Origin of the sequence: Streptomyces sp. NPDC048637 (genome assembly GCF_040650675.1) — a bacterium.
Classification (GTDB): domain Bacteria; phylum Actinomycetota; class Actinomycetes; order Streptomycetales; family Streptomycetaceae; genus Streptomyces.
In genome coordinates, this window is sequence record NZ_JBEZHQ010000005.1 from 89,771 (window position 1) to 105,782 (window position 16,012).

The following is a 16,012-nucleotide window of genomic DNA, read 5'->3' on the forward strand; positions in this document are numbered from 1 at the left end:
CGCATGAGCCTGCCAGGGGCTGCTCGTGGTCTCAAGATCCCGTACGCGGTCCGCGACGACAGGCAGAGCCGAGGCCTGGCCATGGCCGCCGCCCTGACCTGCTACAAGAAGCTCGCGAAGCTTGCCACGTGAGACAACCTCTTAGAAACATTCGCTATGGTCCCCCACGGGAGGGAACTCCCATACGCCGCCCATTCCCTTGACTCCGGCCTTTATTACTGCGTTCGGCGATACCGGCACCTGTGCCGCTGCTCGCCGCCGGCGCATCGGTCATCTGCCCTGCGCTGAGGTATCCGGCGGATTCCGACTCCACCAGCAACTCCGCCAGAACTCTGAATTCGCCGGGTTGTTCACGGAACCTTGCAGGGAAAGCTTCCCTCTCTACAGTTGCCGGAATGGTCATGATCCCACTGGCCACCAGAGTCACAGGTGGTCCAGGCACACGCGAAGTCTGAGACATTTCGCGAAAACTTCAAACAGAGAGACGGCACCAGGTCGTTGTTGCTTGCCACTGCACTTCCGGCAAATGCTCCGGCACAAGTGACAACGGCCCGTGCCCGATGGAAGGAAGAATCCCGTGTCAGTACGAACGTCAGATGCCGCTCGATGCAAGCGCAGGAACACATGGGCCGCGACGGTCACCACCGTCTTCCTCGCCGGGGCCTCGGTGCTCAGTTCTCAGGCCCCGGTCTTCGCGGACGACAAGCCCACAGTGCCCGACACCCTCTACGAGTCGGATGACCAGGTCCTGGCGGACCAAGCCAAGTGGACACCGGTCAACGACACCGAAAGCGTGATGGGCCTGCCCACCGGGCTCGACAACAAGCAGGTCAACCTGTCGGACGTCGAGGGCGGACAGGTCAACTACACAGCCGACCAGGCAATCAAGGACGCTCAGGACGCAGCGAAGAAGTTCGCGGAAGACCCCAACACCAAGGAGCCTGCCCGCGAAAGCGCCAAGCGGCTGTACGAGGAGATCCCCGGACTGACGCCGGCCCCCAGCTACACGGCTCCCCTCTTCACCACGAAGGAGGCGTACAAGGATCCCTGGACCGGCGAGAACCTCGACCAGATCTGCAACAGGCAAAACCATGACCCGGCGCGTCAGGGCCAGAAGCCGCCGTGCGCCTTTGTCGGAAAGGTCACCGAGAAATACCCAGTCAAGGGGGGCGGCGGCGACGGGCTGGCCGGCGGCGGGAAGCTGACCTACAAGATCTCCAGCTCTGTCACTGATGAAAAGAGCGAGACGGAGGGCTGGTCGGCCGGCGGCAAGATCGCCCCCAAGCTCAGTGACGGGAAGAACGAGTTCCCAGTGGAGGCCAGTTTCACCTACAGCTACGCGTCCACGTCCGTGAAAAGGCTGCAGAACACGCTGGAAACAGGCGTCGAGATCAATGTTCCCGACGGAAAGCAGAAGGGCTGGCTGGAGCCCCGGGCCAACGGCGCGTACTACACCGGCTACATCGTCTACCGGCAGAACAACGAAGCGCAGCAGCGGATGGTGGCCGTGCCCACACGCGTCTATATCCAGGCACGCGACACCACCAGCCCGCTCACCTGGTTCAAGCGCGTGAAGTAGAACCCTCTCCACCGACCGCCGTCGATGTGGGGGACGGGAAGGCACGCCAACGGCGGTCGGTGACACCCGATACACCCTCGCCAAGGAACACACCGCCTCCGGCGGCAGGGAGAAGCCTGGTCCCTGCCTCGGCCGGGACGAGCAACAACGCCACGAGCATCGCGAAAGCCGCGACGCCTGCAGGAGCCGCGATATCTGGGGGTGCCCGCACCGGTACCGGCACCGGCGTGCACGTCGGCAAGGTCAAAATCACCACGCTGCTGCGCAATGGCAGGTATCAGCTGACCGACCCCACCCGCGGCGGCCTGTCGGTCATCGACTTCGGCAACCGCGACGACCGGGAAGAATGGCCGGGCAAGCGGTTCACCGACAGCGACAACGTGTGGGGCGATGGCACCGTGCGCAGTCGCCAGTCGGCCGCCGTCGACGCCTACTTCGCTGCCGGAAAGGCCTGGGACTACTACAAGAGCACCTTTGGTCGCAAGGGCATGCGGGGCAACGGCAAGGGCCCCTCGGCCATCGTCCACTACGGCAAGGGACTCGCCGGCGCCGAACACGACAATGACCTCTGGTTCGGCGACGGAAAGGACGACAAGAACCCACTGACCGCGCTCGACATCGTGGCCCATGAGTTCACTCACGGCGTCACCTTCTCGACGGTCGGGTTTGCGGGCACGAGCGAATCCAACGGTCTGAACGAGGCCACCTGCGACATCTTCGGCACCATGGTGGAGTTCCACGCCAACCTCGCCGCCGACACCCCGGACTACCTCATCGGCGAGAAGGTCAACCTCCGCGGTGACGGAAATCCGATGCGCTACATGGGCAGGCCCTCCAAGGACGGTAAGTCCCCGGACTACTGGAAGCCCGGCATCGATCGTCTCGACGACGCCCACCATGCGGCAGGGGTGGCCAACCACTTCTTCTATCTTCTGGCCGAGGGCAGCGGTAAGAAGGTCATCAACGGCATGGCCTACGACAGCCCCACCTACGACGGCTCAAGGGTCACCGGTATCGGCCGCGAAAAGGCCGCAAGGATCTGGTACAAGGCACTGACCACCCAGTTCACCTCGACCACCCACTACAAGAACGCCCGGGCCGGCACGCTGAAGGCCGCCGCTGCCCTGTACGGCAAAACCAGTGCCGAGTACAAGACCGTTCAGGAAGCCTGGACCGCGGTCAACGTGAAGTGACCCGCTTCGGCTACCACGTCAAGCGGCCCAAGCCCAAGCCCCTCTTGCTGCATTGTCACCACGCTTCATCCGCAATGGAGGAACACGGTCATGCAGTACCGCACCTTGGGCCGCACCGGTGTGCAGGTCAGCTCCCTCGCGCTCGGCGCGATGAACTTCGGCAAGATCGGCCGCACCACCCAGGACGAGGCCACCGCCCTCGTCGACGGCGGGATCAACCTCATCGACACCGCCGATGTGTACAGCGACGGCGAGTCGGAAGAGCTGGTCGGCAAGGCCATCGCCGGCCGCCGCGACGACCTCGTGCTGGCCACGAAGGCGGGCCTGCCCATGGGCGACGAGCGCAACCACCAGGGCAGTTCGCGCCGGTGGCTGGTCACCGAGCTGGACAACAGCCTGCGCCGTCTCGGCGTCGACCACATCGATCTCTACCAGATCCACCGCTGGGACCCGCGCACCAGCGACGAAGAGACGCTGTCGGCCCTGACCGACCTGCAGCGCGTGGGAAAGATCCGCTACTTCGGTTCCTCGACCTTCCCGGCCTACCGCATCGTGCAAGCCCAGTGGGCCGCCCGCGAGCATCGCCTGAGCCGTTACGTCACCGAACAGCCCAGCTACTCCCTCCTGCAGCGCGGGATCGAGACCCACGTGCTGCCCGTGGCCGAGGAGTACGGACTCGGTGTGCTGGTGTGGAGCCCGCTGGCCTCGGGCTGGCTGTCGGGCGCGATCCGCGCGGGCCAGGAGATCACCACCAGCCGCTCCACGTTCATGCCGCAACGCTTCGACACCACCATCCCCTCCAACCGGGCCAGGCTCGACGCCGTCGAGCAGCTGGCCAAGGTCGCCGACGAAGCCGGCCTGACCATGATCCAGCTCGCCCTCGGATTCGTGACCGCACATCCCGCCGTGACCAGTGCGCTCATCGGCCCCCGCACGCTGGACCATCTGCACTCGCAACTCGCGGCCGCTGACACCGTGCTCTCCGCCGACGTACTCGACGCGATCGACGCCATCGTCGCCCCCGGCACCGACCTCGCCGCACACGAAAAGTTCGACGCTCCGCCCGCGCTGCTCGACCCGTCCCTGCGACGCCGCTGATCGTCCGGGGGACCGCCGCCACCTGCCCTCCCGCAGCTCCCGAGTCCGCGGGAAGCACGCAGGCGCCCGGCGAGAAGGTGCGCTTCCGCCGGCTCGCCGGCGCCACCGGCATCGGAAGGACTCGGAGGCCCGGAGGCCCGGGGGCCCGGAGACTCGGAGGTGAGACCGATCAGGCAGCCCCGTCACCAGCAGGACCGGCTCGTTCCTGTACAGGTGTAGCGACCGGTGCAGGAAGGCGACCCGCACCGGAAGGCGACCGGCACCGGTCGCGGAACCCGTTCAGAACTTCACGGTCGAGATCGTGTAGACCACCGGGTGCCCCGGCTCGTCGTAGCTGACCATGATCCGCTGGGACGGGTGTGGCGCCCGGTCCGTGGTCGTCGTACCGGCCCATGGCGCGTCGGTACCGAGGTTCCAGCCGACCTTGGCCGCCTCCCCGGGCGTGATGGTCTTCCGGCCCTTCTTGAGGGCGGCGGTGCTGGTGCCGACGGCCTTGAGGTAGTGCTCAAGGCCCCACTCGTTGGTCCGGAACTGCACGAACAGCGCGCTGGTCTGCCACGAATTGGTCTCGTAGTAGTAGACGGGGGTGGAGCCGACCGGGACCGGGACGTTGTAGATCCGCTGCTGGACCTTGGAGGGGAAGGCGTTGGTCAGGCCGGTGGCGGCGGCCTCCAGCTCCTTGCCCTCGCCGCTGTCCCGGCTCTGCTCGGCGGAGATGACGATATAGCCGGCCGGGATCGCGATCAGCAGGAAGACGATCAGCGCCATCAGCAGCGGACGGCGGCGCTTGGCGCGGGGCGGCGCGGAGGGGTGGTGGTCGTCGTGCACGGTGTGCAGGTCGGTGTCGGTCATCGGCGGCCGGTCCGTTCATAGCGCTCGTAGCGCTCGACGCGGCGCCGGTTGGCGCGCCGGAAGCGGCGGGCCACCAGGCGGGCCAGATCGGCGGCGCCGACCATACCGGCCTCGGGGCCCAGCTGGGCCTTGGCGATGGTGGCTTCGGGACGGTAGCCGCGGCCGGTGAGATGGCGCCGGAAGGCCTCCCTGGCCGGGCCGATCAGCAGGTCGTCGGCGGCGCTGACGCCCCCGCCGATGACGAAGCAGGACGGGTCGAGGGCGGCGGCGAGGTTGGCGATGCCGACGCCGAGCCACTGGCCGATCTCCTGGAGGAGCTCGACGCACATCGCGTCGCCCTCCCGGGCCAGCTCGGTGATCAGCGGCCCGGTGATGTCGCCGATACGGCCGCCGACCCGCTCAATGATGTTGTACGCGACCGGGGAGTCGGCGGCGGCCAGCTCACGGGCCTCGCGCACCAGCGCGTTGCCGGAGCTGTACTGCTCCCAGCAGCCGCGGTTGCCGCACGGGCAGCGGTGGCCGCCGGGGACGACCTGCATATGGCCGAATTCACCCGCGACGCCGTACTTGCCGCGCTTGACCGCGCCGTCCTCCAGGATCGCGCCGCCGATGCCCGTACCGAGCGTGATCATGACGAGGTGGTCCTGGCCGCGGCCGGCGCCGAAGCGCCACTCCGCCCAGGCGGCGGTGTTGGCGTCGTTGTCGACCATGACCGGCACCGCGAGACGGCCGGCGAGCCGGTCGCGCAGGGGTTCGTTGCGCCAGTTCAGATGCGGTGCGAAGAGCACCTTGCTGCGGTCCGCGTCGACCCAGCCGGCCGCGCCGATGCCGACCGCGTGGACGTCGTGCCGGTCGGAGAGGTCGAGCACCAGCTCGGTGATGGTGTCCTCGACGACCCGGGGGCTCTTGGACTTGTCCGGTGTCTCGGTGCGGACCTTCTCCAGGATGGCGCCGTCGGCGTCGACCACCCCCGCCATGACCTTGGTGCCGCCGATGTCGATGCCGACGGTGGGCACCCTGGGGGCGGTCAGAAGCGAGCGCCGCTCGCGGGTGCCGACCGTGCGCAGCACGGTGGCTCTGGCGGATCCTCGGTGCACCCGGTCCCGGTACATGCTCATCGACCCACCTCTTCGCCGGTACTCCCCCACTGCCCGAAGGGCGTGGGTGGTGCCCCCATGCGGCTGCTGCGTGCTCGCAAGAGTCGTCTCGTCCCTGCGGGTCTCGGGAGGCCGGGGCCTCGATGTGCTGGTTCGCTGCGATTGTGCATCACCTGCACCGTCCCGCGCACCGCGACGGAGAGTAACGGGCCCCGCGCGGCCCGGGGGCCTGCGCGGGGCGCGGTGGAGATCACTCGGGCCGGTGACCGCCGGGGAATTCGGGTGTCGCGGTGCGGGCCAGCTCGTGACTGAGCTGTTCCAGCTCGCTGCCGCCCGCCATTTGACGGGTCAGCTCTTCCAGAGCGATCTCCGACTTGGCGTGGCTGCCGGCCATCGTGCCCCGTTTGAGCAGCACGAAGCGGTCGCCGACGAGATAGGCGTGGTGCGGATTGTGGGTGATCAACACCACGCCGAGCCCGGCGTCCCGGGCGGCCGCGACGTACTTGAGGACGACGCCGGACTGCTTGACGCCGAGCGCCGCGGTCGGCTCGTCCAGGACGAGGACCTTGGCACCGAAGTAGACGGCGCGGGCGATGGCGACGCACTGCCGTTCGCCGCCCGAGAGGGTGCCGATGGGCTGGTCGACATCGCGCAGGTCGATGCCCATCCGCAGCAGCTCGCTGCGGGTGGTCTCGCGCATCGTCCGGACATCGAGCCGCTTGAAGGGGCCGGCGCCGGTGGTCGGCTCGGAACCGAGGAAGAAGTTCCGCCACACCGGCATGAGAGGGACGACGGCCAGGTCCTGGTAGACGGTGGCGATGCCGCGGTCCAGGGCCTCGCGCGGTGAGGAGAGGGTGGTCTCCTCACCGTCGATGGTGAAGGAACCGGCGTCGTGCCGGTGCAGCCCCGCGATGATCTTGATGAGGGTGGACTTGCCGGCGCCGTTGTCGCCGAGCACACAGGAGATCTCTCCCGCGTGCACCTCCAGCGAGACGCCTTCCAGGGCCCGGACGTTCCCGTAGTACTTGCTGACGTCGGTCAGCTCGACCAGCGCTGTCATGCCTTTTCCTCCGCCCGCTTGCGGACCCATGCGTTCAGGAGCGTGGCGAGCAGCAGCATCGCGCCGAGGAAGAACTTGTACCAGTCCGGATTCCACTGCGCGTAGACGATGCCCTTGCTGGCCATACCGAAGATGAAGGCGCCGACGGCGGCACCGATCGCCGAGCCGAAGCCGCCGGTCATCAGACAGCCGCCGACCGCCGCGGCGATGATGTACAGGAACTCGTTGCCCACGCCGTCGCCGGACTGGATCGCGTCGTACGAGAACAGCAGGTGCTGTCCGGAGACCCAGGCGGCGAAGGCGACGCCCATGTAGAGGCCGATCTTGGTCTTGGTGACCGGGACACCCACGGCCCGTGCGGCGTCGGCGTTGCCGCCCACCGCGAAGATCCAGTTGCCGACGCGGGTCCGCAGCAGGATCCAGGTGGCGACCGCGACCAGCGCCAGCCACCACAGGATGGTGACCTGGATGTCCACGCTGCCCAGGGTCAGATGCGAGGCGAAGAGCGTGCGGGCCGACTCGAAGCCCTCCATGTCGGCGATGGTCTTCGTCGAGACGGTGCCGCTGATCAGCTTGGTGAAGCCGAGGTTGAGGCCGGTCAGCATGAAGAAGGTGCCGAGCGTGATGATGAAACTGGGCAGTTTCGTACGGGTCAGCAGGAAGCCGTTGAACACCCCGATGGCGAGGGTGACCAGCAGCGACACCCCGACGCCCACCCAGGTGTTGGCCGTCATCTGGTAGCTGAACATCGACGAGATCAGCGCCGAGCTGACGACCATGACACCGGCCGACAGATCGAATTCCCCGCCGATCATCAGCAGCGCCACCGGCACGGCCATGATGCCGATCGTCGAGGACGCATAGAGCACGGTGGAGAGGCTGGAGGCCCGCAGGAACGGCTCGGCGACGATCGAGAAGAAGACGAAGACCGCGGCGGCACCGACGACGGAGCCCAGTTCGGGGCGGCCCATCAGCCGGCGGGCCAGGGAGCGGTGCAGCAGCCGTTCGTCGCCTCCGCTCTTCGCCGGACCGGCGGGCTGCAGCGGTGGTGCGTCCGGGCGGCTCATCGGGTCCCCCGCTTCGTGTACTCCTGCAGCGCGGCGGCGTCCTTCTTGGTGATCACCTGGGGCCCGGTGAGCACCGGCTTGCCGCCGCCGAGGACGTCGGAGTTGTATTTGTAGAGCCACAGCAGGTCGATGGCCTCGTAGCCCTGGAGGTAGGGCTGCTGGTCGACGGCGAAGCCCAGAGTGCCGTCCTTCAGGCCGGTCGCGACCTGGGCATTGAGGTCGAAGGTGTCGACCTCGGCCTTGCTGCCGGCCTGCTCCCTGGCCTTGACGGCGGTGGGGGCGAAGGGCGCGCCGAGCGTGACGACGGCGTCGATGGCGCTGTCCGACTGGAGCTTGGACTCGATGGAGGACTGCACATCGGGCATGTTGGTGCCCTCGACATAGAGCTTCTGCAGATCGCCCTTGAAGGTCTTCTCGGCGCCGTCGCAGCGCTGCTCATGGCCGACATTGCCCTGCTCGTGCAGGACGCACAGGGCCTTCTTGCGGCCGCGCTTGTTCAGCTCCTCGCCGACCGCCTCGCCGGCCACCGTCTCGTCCTGCCCGATGTGGCTGAGCGCTCCGAACGCCTTGGACTCCTCGGCGCCGGAGTTCACCGTGATCACCGGGATTCCGGCCTTCCGGGCTTTGGCGACGACGTCCTTCATGGCGTTGGGCTTGGCCAGCGAGACGATCAGCCCGTCGACCTTCTGGTCGATGTAGGACTGCACCAGCTGGCTCTGCCGCTGGGCCTCCTTGTCGTGCCCGTAGACGAACTTGATGTTGTCCTTGACGGCGGCCTGCTGGGCACCGTTCTGCACGATGTCCCAGAAGGTGTCGCCGTCTCCCGAGTGGGTGACCATCGCAAACGTCCACCTGGGGGTGTTCACCGCGGCCTTGCCGCCGGCCGCCTTGGCGGCGCGCTCCTGCTCGGCGCGCAGGCCTCCGGTGCTGCTGCACCCCGCCAGGGAGGCGCCCAGCGCCGCCGCCAGCACGGCGCCTACGACGCGTCCCCTTCTCCGAACCCGTGCCACGAGGACTCGCCCTTCCCGCTGATCTTGCCGTGTCGGCTGCGTTGGTTGTATTCGCTGTCCGGCCGGTCCGGCCGGCCGCTGTGTGGTGTCGTCCACCGGTACCGGCCGGCCGGGACCGACCGGCCAAGTATCCGTGACCGGTGATCTGTCCCGGTTCATGGGGTCCCGTCTTCCCTGGGGCTTCACCGGGTGCCTCGCCCGGTGTACTCGGTGAGCTTCGGCACGTCCTTCTCGGTGACCAGGGCGGGCCCGGTGAGCACCGGCTTGCCGCCACCGAGGACGTCGGCATTGGTCTTGTGGAGCCAGAGCAGGTCCACCGCCTCGTAGCCCTGGAGGTAGGGCTGCTGGTCGACGGCGAAGGTGAGGTCCTTGGCCTTGAGCAGCTTGACGACGGCGGAGTTCAGGTCGAAGGTCGCGATCTGCGCCCGGCTGCCCGCCTCCTCCTTGGCCTTGAGCGAGATCGCCGCCATCGGTGCACCGAGCGTGACGATCGTGTCGAGGGACTTGTCGGACTGGAGCTTGGCCTCGATCGAGGACTGCGAGTTCGGTGCGTTGGTGCCGTCCACGTCGATGTTCTCGACCGTCCCGTGGAAGGCCTTGCGGACGCCGGCGCAGCGGTCCTCCAGCGAGACATTGCCCTGCTCGTGGATGACGCAGATCACCTTCTTCGCCCGCCGGGCGTTCAGCTCGTCGCCGACCGCGCGGCCGGCCACCGACTCGTCCTGCCCGATGTGGGTGAGCGCCCCGTACGCCTCGGAGAACTCGCCACCGGAGTTGATGGTGAGGACGGGAATGCCCTGCGCCACGGCCTTGCGGACGGCCGCCTTGACGGCCTGCGGCTTGGCGAGGGTGACGATCAGCCCGTCCACCTTCTGGTCGATGTACGACTGGATCAGCGCGGCCTGCTGGCCGCCCTCCTTGTCGTGGGCGTACAGGAACTTCACCCTGTCCTTGGCGGCGGCCTGCTGGGCGCCGTTCTGCACGATGTCCCAGAAGGTGTCACCGTCGCCGGAGTGGCTGACCATGCCGATGGTCATGCGCGGGGTGCCGGCGTCCTTACCGGTGGCGTCCTGGCCGCCGGCGGCGCTGCACCCGGTGGCCAGTGCGACGGTCGTCAGTAAGGCGGCTGCGCTGCGCACAGCGACGCTGCGGACAGTGCAGGGGCCAGTCGTACGCACGCGGATCATCGTGGGACCGCCTTTTCTCCCGGCCGCCGGAATGCGGCTGGAGGAGTTTGTAACGGCGCGCGCGGAGCCACGTCAATGGTTTGTCAGAACATTCTGACGAATGAGGGTCGGACGGGGCCTGCATAGCGGGACATTCCGGGTAATAAGGCCCGGCCCCAGTCGTGCTCAGGGGTACGCGATGACTCTCCCGGCAACCCTCGGGGGCGATATGGCCCGCCCGCCCCGCTCCGCTCAGGGCCGTACCAGCAGCTGGAACTCGAAGGCGTAACGGGACGCGCGGTAGACATGCGAGCCGAATTCGACCGCACGCCCGGTGTCGTCGAAGGTCGTCCGCTGCATCGTGAGCAGCGGGGCGCCCTCGGGCTCGTCGAGCCGCTCGCCCTCCTCGACGGTCGCGGCACGGGCCCCGACGGCCTGACGGGCGCTGTGCAGGGTGATCCCGGCCGACCGCATCAGGCGGTACAGGCCGGTCTCCTCCAGCTCGGCGGTCTCCAGCCTGAGCAGCCCGGCGGGGAGGTGGTTGCGCAGATGCGCGACGGGCTCGCCATGGGCCAGCCGCAGCCGCTCGACCAGCGCGACCTCCGCCCCCTCGGCGATGCCCAGCGCGGCGGCGACCTCGGCGTCGGCCTCGGTGGTGGTGTTGAGCAGCACACGGGTGGCCGGCTTCTGCCCGGCCGCCTCCAGGTCGTCGTAGAGGCTGCTCAGCTCCAGCGGGCGCTTGACCTGGCTGTGGACGACCTGGGTGCCGATACCGCGGCGGCGCACCAGCAGGCCCTTGTCGACCAGCGACTGGATCGCCTGCCGCACCGTCGGCCGGGACAGGCCGAGCCGGCCGGCCAGCTCGATCTCGTTGCCGAGCAGACTGCCGGGAGCCAGCCGGCCGTGCTCGATCGCGGCCTCCAGCTGCTGGGACAGCTGGAAGTACAACGGGACCGGACTGCTCCGGTCCACGCTGAACTGGATGGGGCCGTCGGCGCCCAGGGCTTGTTCTGTATCGCGTTTCCCCACGCTCGCGAGCGTATCCGCCCCGGCAGATGACGGGAAGTCCGGAGGTCACATTGTCCGGACAAGGCGGGCGACGAGGGGGCTCCCCGTGGGCCCGCCCGGCCGGGGAACCGTGCGCGGGCTCGTGAGGTCTTGCCGTACGTCGGAGTACGTTGCCGATGACAGCCGTGACCGCACACCGGACCGGGCCGGCCCGCCCGTGCGCCGACCGCCCGCACGTCCCGAAGGAGCGCCCATGCCCGTACGCCGTGTCGTTCCCGACATCCACTCCGACGACCTGGACGGCAGCCGCATGTTCTACGGCCTGCTGGGATTCGAGGAGGTCATGAACCTGGGCTGGGTCATGACCCTCGCCTCCCCCGCCAACCCCACGGCCCAGCTCATCTTCATGACCCACGACAAGACCGCCCCCGTCACCCCCGACATGAGCATCGAGGTCGACGACGTGGACGCGGCCTACGCCGCCGTCCTGGCCGCCGGGGCACAGATCGTCCGGCCGCTCCAGAACGAGGAGTGGGGCGTCCGCCGTTTCTTCGTCAAGGACCCGAACGGCCGGGTCGTCAACGTCCTCGGCCACCAGACGTCAGCGCACGGCACCGGGAGCACCACGGCTGCCGCCCCCGACGCCGACGGCTGAGCCCGCCGCGCACCGGCTGCTCCGCACCACCGCCGCCGCCCACCGGCCCGTTGAGCGGCATCGCCGTCCCCTGCGCCACCGCGCAGCCTGCTGAACGGCTGTGCCGCCAGGGCCTGTTGCACCGCCGCGAGATCGAACCCCGCACTCGCCTGCTGTGAACCTGCCCTCTCGTCCTCCGTCTCTCGCCATCTACCCGCAAGCCCGACCGGGCAGGAGCCGATCCTCCCGAACGCCACGCAGCAACCGCCCCCGCTACTTCATCCACGCATCCTCGTACTTCTGGTACGTCCCGTCGTGGGTGGCCAGGTGTACCCACTGGTCCACATACGCCTTGAACTCGTCGTCGCCGCGGGGCAGGGCGTAGGCCTTCTCGGAGAAGGAGAAGGGCTTGTCCGGGTGGAGCGAGCAGAGTTCGGGGTGAATCTTGGCCTGGTAGCGGGTCTCGCTCGCGTCGGTCATCATCACATCGGCGCGGCCCGCGATGATCTCGTCGAAGATCGTGGTGTTGTCCGGATGGACCGTGAGGGCGGCCCGGTGGAGCTGGGCGCGGGCGAATTCCTCGTTGGTGCCGCCGGGGTTGACGATGACGCGCGTTCCTGGCCGGTCGATCTGCTGCAGGGTCCGGTACTTGTCCTTGTCCGTGCAGCGCACAAGGGGCGTCTTGCCGTCGGTGCGGGTGGGTGCGCTGAAGTACACGGAGCGGGCGCGCGGGAGGGTGACCGAGACACCGCCCATGGCGATGTCGCACCGGCCGGCCGACAGATCGCCGACGAGCCCGGCCCAGGTCGTGGCCACGTAACGCGGTGTGGCGCCCAGACTCCTGGCGAGATCCCCGGCCATCTTGATGTCCACACCGCTGTACTTGCCGGTCGCGGGGTCGAGGTGGCTGAAGGGGCGGTAGTCGCCGGTGGTGCAGACGCGCAGCACCCCACGCCGGGGGACGGTGTCGAGGGCCGAGGCCTTCCCGGCGGCCGAGGCGTTCCCGGCGGAGGCGGTGGGGGCGCCTCGTCCCGCGGCGGGGGTCTCCGAAGCCGCCGGGGCAGCGGCGGTGACGGCGAGCAGACAGGCGAGGGCGGAGAGGGTGACGGCGCGCTTCATGGGGGCTCCTGTGGACTCCGGTACGCGGCGGCGTGGTCGCATGATCGAAGCGCTCAGGGTGGCAGAGCCCGGGGTGCAGGTGAACCCCCTGACCGGGCAGTGGGATGCCCGACGGGGGCCGGGCGGCGGCGAACCGACCCACCGTCAGCCTTGCACCCGGGCCCGCCGTCCGCCTCGTCCCCGGACCCGGACCCGGACCCGGACCCGGACCCGCCGTCAGCCTCGCCCCCGGCCCCGCCGTCAGCCTCCGTACCGGGCCCGCCCTCAGCCTCCGTACCGGCCCCCTCAGTCCGCTCAGAAGTCCGCGGCGCCTCGGATCGTCGGGCGGTCCGGGGCGGCCTCCTCAAGCCGGATGAGGAGATCGGCGGCGCGCTTGGCGACGGTGTCACGGTCACCGTCGGAGAGAGCCGCGCCCATACCGACGGCAACGGCGCCCGCGGCAATCCACTCCGGCGCGCTGTCGACCGTCACCCCGCCCGTCGGCAGCAGCGGCACCTGCGGCAGCGCGGCACGGACCTCCGTCAGCCAGGACGGGTCGTGTGCCGAGGCGGGGAACAGCTTGAGCGCGTCCGCCCCGAGCTCCAGACCGCGGACTATCTCGGTCGGCGTCGACACCCCGGGGAAGACCGGGACGCCATAGCGGTGGCCGGTACGGATGACCTCGGCGTCAAGGCTCGGCGAGACCAGGAAACGGGCACCCGCGTCGACCGCCATCCGGGCCGATACCGCGTCAAGGACCGTGCCGGCGCCGATGACGGCGTCGTCGCCCAGCTCCCGGGTGAGCGTGGTGACCGCTTCCAGGGCGAAAGGGGTGGTGAGGGATATCTCCAGGCTGGTGATGCCCGCCGACAGCAGCGTGTCGGCGGTGGCGCTGGCCTCGTCATAGGTCCGGCTGCGGACGATGGCGAAAACACGCTGCGCCAGTGCGGCCCGGGTGATTTCCCAGCGATACACGGCAGTTCGCCGTCCTTCCTTGTCTGTGACGCTCCATGCCGCCTCGCCTGCCCTACGGCGGATACGGCACTTTCCGGGGCGTGCCGCAGCAGCTGACCGCACATGGTCTTTTTCCGCTGATGCCCGCCCGCTCCTCGTTTTCCCCGAAACGCTACCGGGAGCCACTGACAATCCTCCCTCGGGGGTGCGCCCCGTGCGCCCCTTCTGCCGAGAATGGGGAGAAGAGGGAGGTGGGAGGGGGCGCACAGCACGGGCCGATGGCACGGGTGCACAGCACGGCGGCGGCCGGGGTGCGTGTGCACCCCGGCCGCCGCGGGTTCCGGGTCACGGGCTCGGTCGGCCCGCCACCCCTGGTGTTCAGTTGTCCTGACGGCCGGCTGGCCACGGCCCGTCGACTGTCAGGCCTGTCGACCGCCATCAAGCCCGTCGGCCGCCGTCAAGCCCGTCGGCCCGTCGGCCTCAGCAGCCGCGGTCGACGAGATCGAACGTCTTGTAGTGGTCGGCGGTGTAGTAGTCCTCGTCCTTCTTGTCGCCGGTCACGATGCGCCGCGCACCGCGGTCGGGCGAGCCCGGAGTGACGACGGTGAACTCGTGGTAGTAGCCGGTGCTCTGGGACGGGAGGATGCCCTCCCGGTTGTCGAAGACCGTGCCGTCCTTCGGATACGGATAGGGCCCACCCTTCTCGATCAGATCGAGGGTGTCGTGGGCCTGCGAAGGCAGCTTGGAGTAGCAGACCTTGCCGACGTCCTGGACGTACGCGGACGCGACATGCGCCGTCGTGGCGTACGAGGTGGCCGCGTGCGTCGTGGCGACGGCAGGGGTGGCGGTGACCGCGGTACCGCCGATGAGAAGGGCCGAAGCGAGGGCGCCAACGGCGCCGAACCTGGTGATCCGTGGGGGGATTCTCATGCCTTCCAGAATGACGCGCGTAGACATGATCCTGTCAATCCCAACAGGCGGAAGTTTTCCTTGAGTTCACAAGGCCACCCCACCAACTGCCGCAAATTTCCGCATATCACGGCCACCCGAGCGCCACCCCCTTTTGCCTACACGTCCAGTGGGACCGCGTCGAGTACATCAACCAGCACTTCCGGCCCGGCTGAGCCGGCCCCAGGGCGCAGGTCGTCGGGCGCAGGCCGGCGGGCGCATTTCACCCCTGGGCCGTTTTGCCTCTGAGGCAAATCTTTTGCCTCAGAGGTGAAAGGTCGTTATACCGGGGTTATGACCGAGCTCCCCGACGAGCCCACCGGCGGTCCGCCGGATGAGCTGTCCACCGTCGCGCCGCGCCTGCGTGACCTGCGGCGACGTAGTGGTCTCACGCTGGAGACCGCGGCCCGGCTGGTGGGGCTCTCGCCTGCGCATCTGTCGCGGCTGGAGACCGGTCAGCGCCAGCCCTCGCTGCCGATGCTGCTGGCGCTGGCCCGCACCTATGGCACCACGGTATCCGAGCTGCTCGGCGAGACCGCTCCGGAGCGGGACCCGGTCGTGCGGGCCGGGCGGGCGGAGGCGTCGGAGGCCGGCGGCTGGACGTACTGGACCGTGGGCGGTGCCGGGCGGGCGATGCAGGCGCTACGGGTGCGGGTGCCGCAGCGGGCGCAGGGCGATCTGGTGCGGGTGCATCCGGGCGAGGAGTGGCTGTACGTCCTCAAGGGGCGGCTGCGGCTGACGCTCGGCGCGGCCGTGCAGGTACTGGAACCGGGGGACGCGGCGCACTTCGACTCGCTGACCCCGCACCGTATCGCCGCCGCCTCGCAGCGCGGGGTGGAGCTGCTGTTCGTCCACACGCTGCTGCAGAGCGGGGCCGCCGAGCTGTGTCTCGGCGACGACACGAGGCGCCGCGGGCTGTGAGCCCTCGGCACCGTTCTTGAGGGAAGGACCCCACGTCGTGCCCGATCAGACCATTCCTGCCACTCCCCCGTCGCCGGAACCGCTGTCCGAGGCGGTGCCCGCGCGCAAGTACGTCGAGAACAAGCCGCCGCGCGGGCTATATGTGCGGGTGTTCATCTATGTCATCGCGACACATGTGCTGTTGGCGATGATGAGTCTCGTGGTGATCGCCGCGAACTCCCGGTAGGGCGCATCCCGCGAGGTGGGGTGCGGCGCCGGTGTGGGCGGGGTGCTCCGCGGGGCGGCAACGTCCATCCCTTCGGCCCGAAAGTCCATTGCCCCGGTGCG

Annotated in this window: 17 protein-coding genes; 7 read left to right on the forward strand and 10 right to left on the reverse strand. The window is 68.9% G+C overall.

From position 1 onward, the window contains the following. The first annotated feature begins 3 nt into the window (after positions 1-3). From AB0C46_RS09640 to AB0C46_RS09655, 4 genes are all read left to right on the forward strand, one after another. Positions 4-132 (forward strand): hypothetical protein, encoded by a 129-nt coding sequence (locus tag AB0C46_RS09640; RefSeq protein WP_362827097.1) that lies wholly within the window; start codon positions 4-6, stop codon positions 130-132. A gap of 445 nt (positions 133-577) precedes the next feature. Further along, on the forward strand, positions 578-1,579 hold the full coding sequence (locus AB0C46_RS09645) for a hypothetical protein (RefSeq protein WP_362827098.1): 1,002 nt from the start codon (positions 578-580) through the stop codon (positions 1,577-1,579). A 59-nt stretch (positions 1,580-1,638) separates the two neighbouring features. Continuing rightward, a complete protein-coding gene (locus AB0C46_RS09650) occupies positions 1,639-2,772 on the forward strand; it encodes a M4 family metallopeptidase (protein WP_362827099.1) in 1,134 nt (377 codons plus the stop codon). Positions 2,773-2,862: 90 nt separating this feature from the next. Next, positions 2,863-3,870, forward strand: a complete 1,008-nt coding sequence (locus AB0C46_RS09655) for an aldo/keto reductase (RefSeq protein ID WP_362827101.1) — start codon at positions 2,863-2,865, stop codon at positions 3,868-3,870. A 279-nt stretch (positions 3,871-4,149) separates the two neighbouring features. On the opposite strand, the gene AB0C46_RS09660 is transcribed toward AB0C46_RS09655, so the two are convergent. The 7 genes from AB0C46_RS09660 to AB0C46_RS09690 all read right to left on the reverse strand — a co-directional run bounded on the left by AB0C46_RS09660 (position 4,150) and on the right by AB0C46_RS09690 (position 11,094). Then, positions 4,150-4,722, reverse strand: a complete 573-nt coding sequence (locus AB0C46_RS09660; RefSeq protein ID WP_362827102.1) for a hypothetical protein — start codon at positions 4,720-4,722, stop codon at positions 4,150-4,152. Continuing rightward, positions 4,719-5,840 carry an ROK family glucokinase gene (locus AB0C46_RS09665; RefSeq protein ID WP_362827103.1) on the reverse strand — a complete coding sequence of 374 codons (1,122 nt, stop codon included), beginning with the start codon at positions 5,838-5,840 and terminating at the stop codon, positions 4,719-4,721. Before AB0C46_RS09665 ends, AB0C46_RS09660 begins: the two co-directional genes overlap by 4 nt. A gap of 229 nt (positions 5,841-6,069) precedes the next feature. Then, on the reverse strand, positions 6,070-6,879 hold the full coding sequence (locus AB0C46_RS09670) for an ATP-binding cassette domain-containing protein (protein WP_362827105.1): 810 nt from the start codon (positions 6,877-6,879) through the stop codon (positions 6,070-6,072). After that, a complete protein-coding gene (locus AB0C46_RS09675) occupies positions 6,876-7,946 on the reverse strand; it encodes an ABC transporter permease (RefSeq protein ID WP_362827107.1) in 1,071 nt (356 codons plus the stop codon). Before AB0C46_RS09675 ends, AB0C46_RS09670 begins: the two co-directional genes overlap by 4 nt. Then, positions 7,943-8,917 (reverse strand): sugar ABC transporter substrate-binding protein, encoded by a 975-nt coding sequence (locus AB0C46_RS09680; RefSeq protein WP_362827434.1) that lies wholly within the window; start codon positions 8,915-8,917, stop codon positions 7,943-7,945. Before AB0C46_RS09680 ends, AB0C46_RS09675 begins: the two co-directional genes overlap by 4 nt. Before the next feature lie 221 nt (positions 8,918-9,138). Then, entirely contained in the window at positions 9,139-10,143 is a 1,005-nt protein-coding gene (locus AB0C46_RS09685) for a substrate-binding domain-containing protein (RefSeq protein ID WP_362827109.1), read from the reverse strand. Between the two features lie 231 nt (positions 10,144-10,374). Then, positions 10,375-11,094, reverse strand: coding sequence for a GntR family transcriptional regulator (locus AB0C46_RS09690; protein ID WP_362827435.1), 720 nt, complete (start codon positions 11,092-11,094; stop codon positions 10,375-10,377). A 289-nt stretch (positions 11,095-11,383) separates the two neighbouring features. Here AB0C46_RS09690 and AB0C46_RS09695 point away from each other — a divergent pair, with 289 nt between their 5' ends. Next, complete coding sequence (locus tag AB0C46_RS09695) at positions 11,384-11,785, forward strand: VOC family protein (RefSeq protein ID WP_362827110.1); 402 nt, start codon at positions 11,384-11,386, stop codon at positions 11,783-11,785. 252 nt (positions 11,786-12,037) lie between these two features. Here AB0C46_RS09695 and AB0C46_RS09700 read toward each other — a convergent pair whose 3' ends face one another. The 3 genes from AB0C46_RS09700 to AB0C46_RS09710 form a co-directional block, all read right to left on the reverse strand. Beyond that, a complete protein-coding gene (locus AB0C46_RS09700) occupies positions 12,038-12,883 on the reverse strand; it encodes a transporter substrate-binding domain-containing protein (RefSeq protein ID WP_362827112.1) in 846 nt (281 codons plus the stop codon). 294 nt (positions 12,884-13,177) lie between these two features. Next, positions 13,178-13,837 carry a bifunctional 4-hydroxy-2-oxoglutarate aldolase/2-dehydro-3-deoxy-phosphogluconate aldolase gene (eda, locus tag AB0C46_RS09705; RefSeq protein WP_362827114.1) on the reverse strand — a complete coding sequence of 220 codons (660 nt, stop codon included), beginning with the start codon at positions 13,835-13,837 and terminating at the stop codon, positions 13,178-13,180. Between the two features lie 459 nt (positions 13,838-14,296). After that, positions 14,297-14,746 carry a ribonuclease domain-containing protein gene (locus AB0C46_RS09710; RefSeq protein ID WP_362827115.1) on the reverse strand — a complete coding sequence of 150 codons (450 nt, stop codon included), beginning with the start codon at positions 14,744-14,746 and terminating at the stop codon, positions 14,297-14,299. 312 nt (positions 14,747-15,058) lie between these two features. On the opposite strand from AB0C46_RS09710, the gene AB0C46_RS09715 reads away from it, so the two are divergent. Together AB0C46_RS09715 and AB0C46_RS09720 are read left to right on the forward strand one after the other, a co-directional pair. Beyond that, positions 15,059-15,685, forward strand: coding sequence for an XRE family transcriptional regulator (locus AB0C46_RS09715; RefSeq protein WP_362827117.1), 627 nt, complete (start codon positions 15,059-15,061; stop codon positions 15,683-15,685). 37 nt (positions 15,686-15,722) lie between these two features. Continuing rightward, positions 15,723-15,911 carry a DUF6126 family protein gene (locus AB0C46_RS09720; protein WP_362827119.1) on the forward strand — a complete coding sequence of 63 codons (189 nt, stop codon included), beginning with the start codon at positions 15,723-15,725 and terminating at the stop codon, positions 15,909-15,911. The last annotated feature ends 101 nt before the right edge of the window (positions 15,912-16,012 follow it).

Excerpts from the sequence above, each read along its gene's own strand:
- AB0C46_RS09660 (WP_362827102.1), bottom strand. The coding sequence starts at position 4,722 with ATGACCGACACCGACCTGCACACCGTGCACGACGACCACCACCCCTCC.
- AB0C46_RS09640 (WP_362827097.1), top strand. The coding sequence starts at position 4 with ATGAGCCTGCCAGGGGCTGCTCGTGGTCTCAAGATCCCGTACGCGGTC.
- AB0C46_RS09715 (WP_362827117.1), top strand. The coding sequence starts at position 15,059 with ATGACCGAGCTCCCCGACGAGCCCACCGGCGGTCCGCCGGATGAGCTG.
- AB0C46_RS09665 (WP_362827103.1), bottom strand. The coding sequence starts at position 5,840 with ATGAGCATGTACCGGGACCGGGTGCACCGAGGATCCGCCAGAGCCACC.
- AB0C46_RS09700 (WP_362827112.1), bottom strand. The coding sequence starts at position 12,883 with ATGAAGCGCGCCGTCACCCTCTCCGCCCTCGCCTGTCTGCTCGCCGTC.
- AB0C46_RS09685 (WP_362827109.1), bottom strand. The coding sequence starts at position 10,143 with ATGATCCGCGTGCGTACGACTGGCCCCTGCACTGTCCGCAGCGTCGCT.
- AB0C46_RS09695 (WP_362827110.1), top strand. The coding sequence starts at position 11,384 with ATGCCCGTACGCCGTGTCGTTCCCGACATCCACTCCGACGACCTGGAC.
- AB0C46_RS09675 (WP_362827107.1), bottom strand. The coding sequence starts at position 7,946 with ATGAGCCGCCCGGACGCACCACCGCTGCAGCCCGCCGGTCCGGCGAAG.
- AB0C46_RS09710 (WP_362827115.1), bottom strand. The coding sequence starts at position 14,746 with ATGAGAATCCCCCCACGGATCACCAGGTTCGGCGCCGTTGGCGCCCTC.
- AB0C46_RS09670 (WP_362827105.1), bottom strand. The coding sequence starts at position 6,879 with ATGACAGCGCTGGTCGAGCTGACCGACGTCAGCAAGTACTACGGGAAC.
- AB0C46_RS09655 (WP_362827101.1), top strand. The coding sequence starts at position 2,863 with ATGCAGTACCGCACCTTGGGCCGCACCGGTGTGCAGGTCAGCTCCCTC.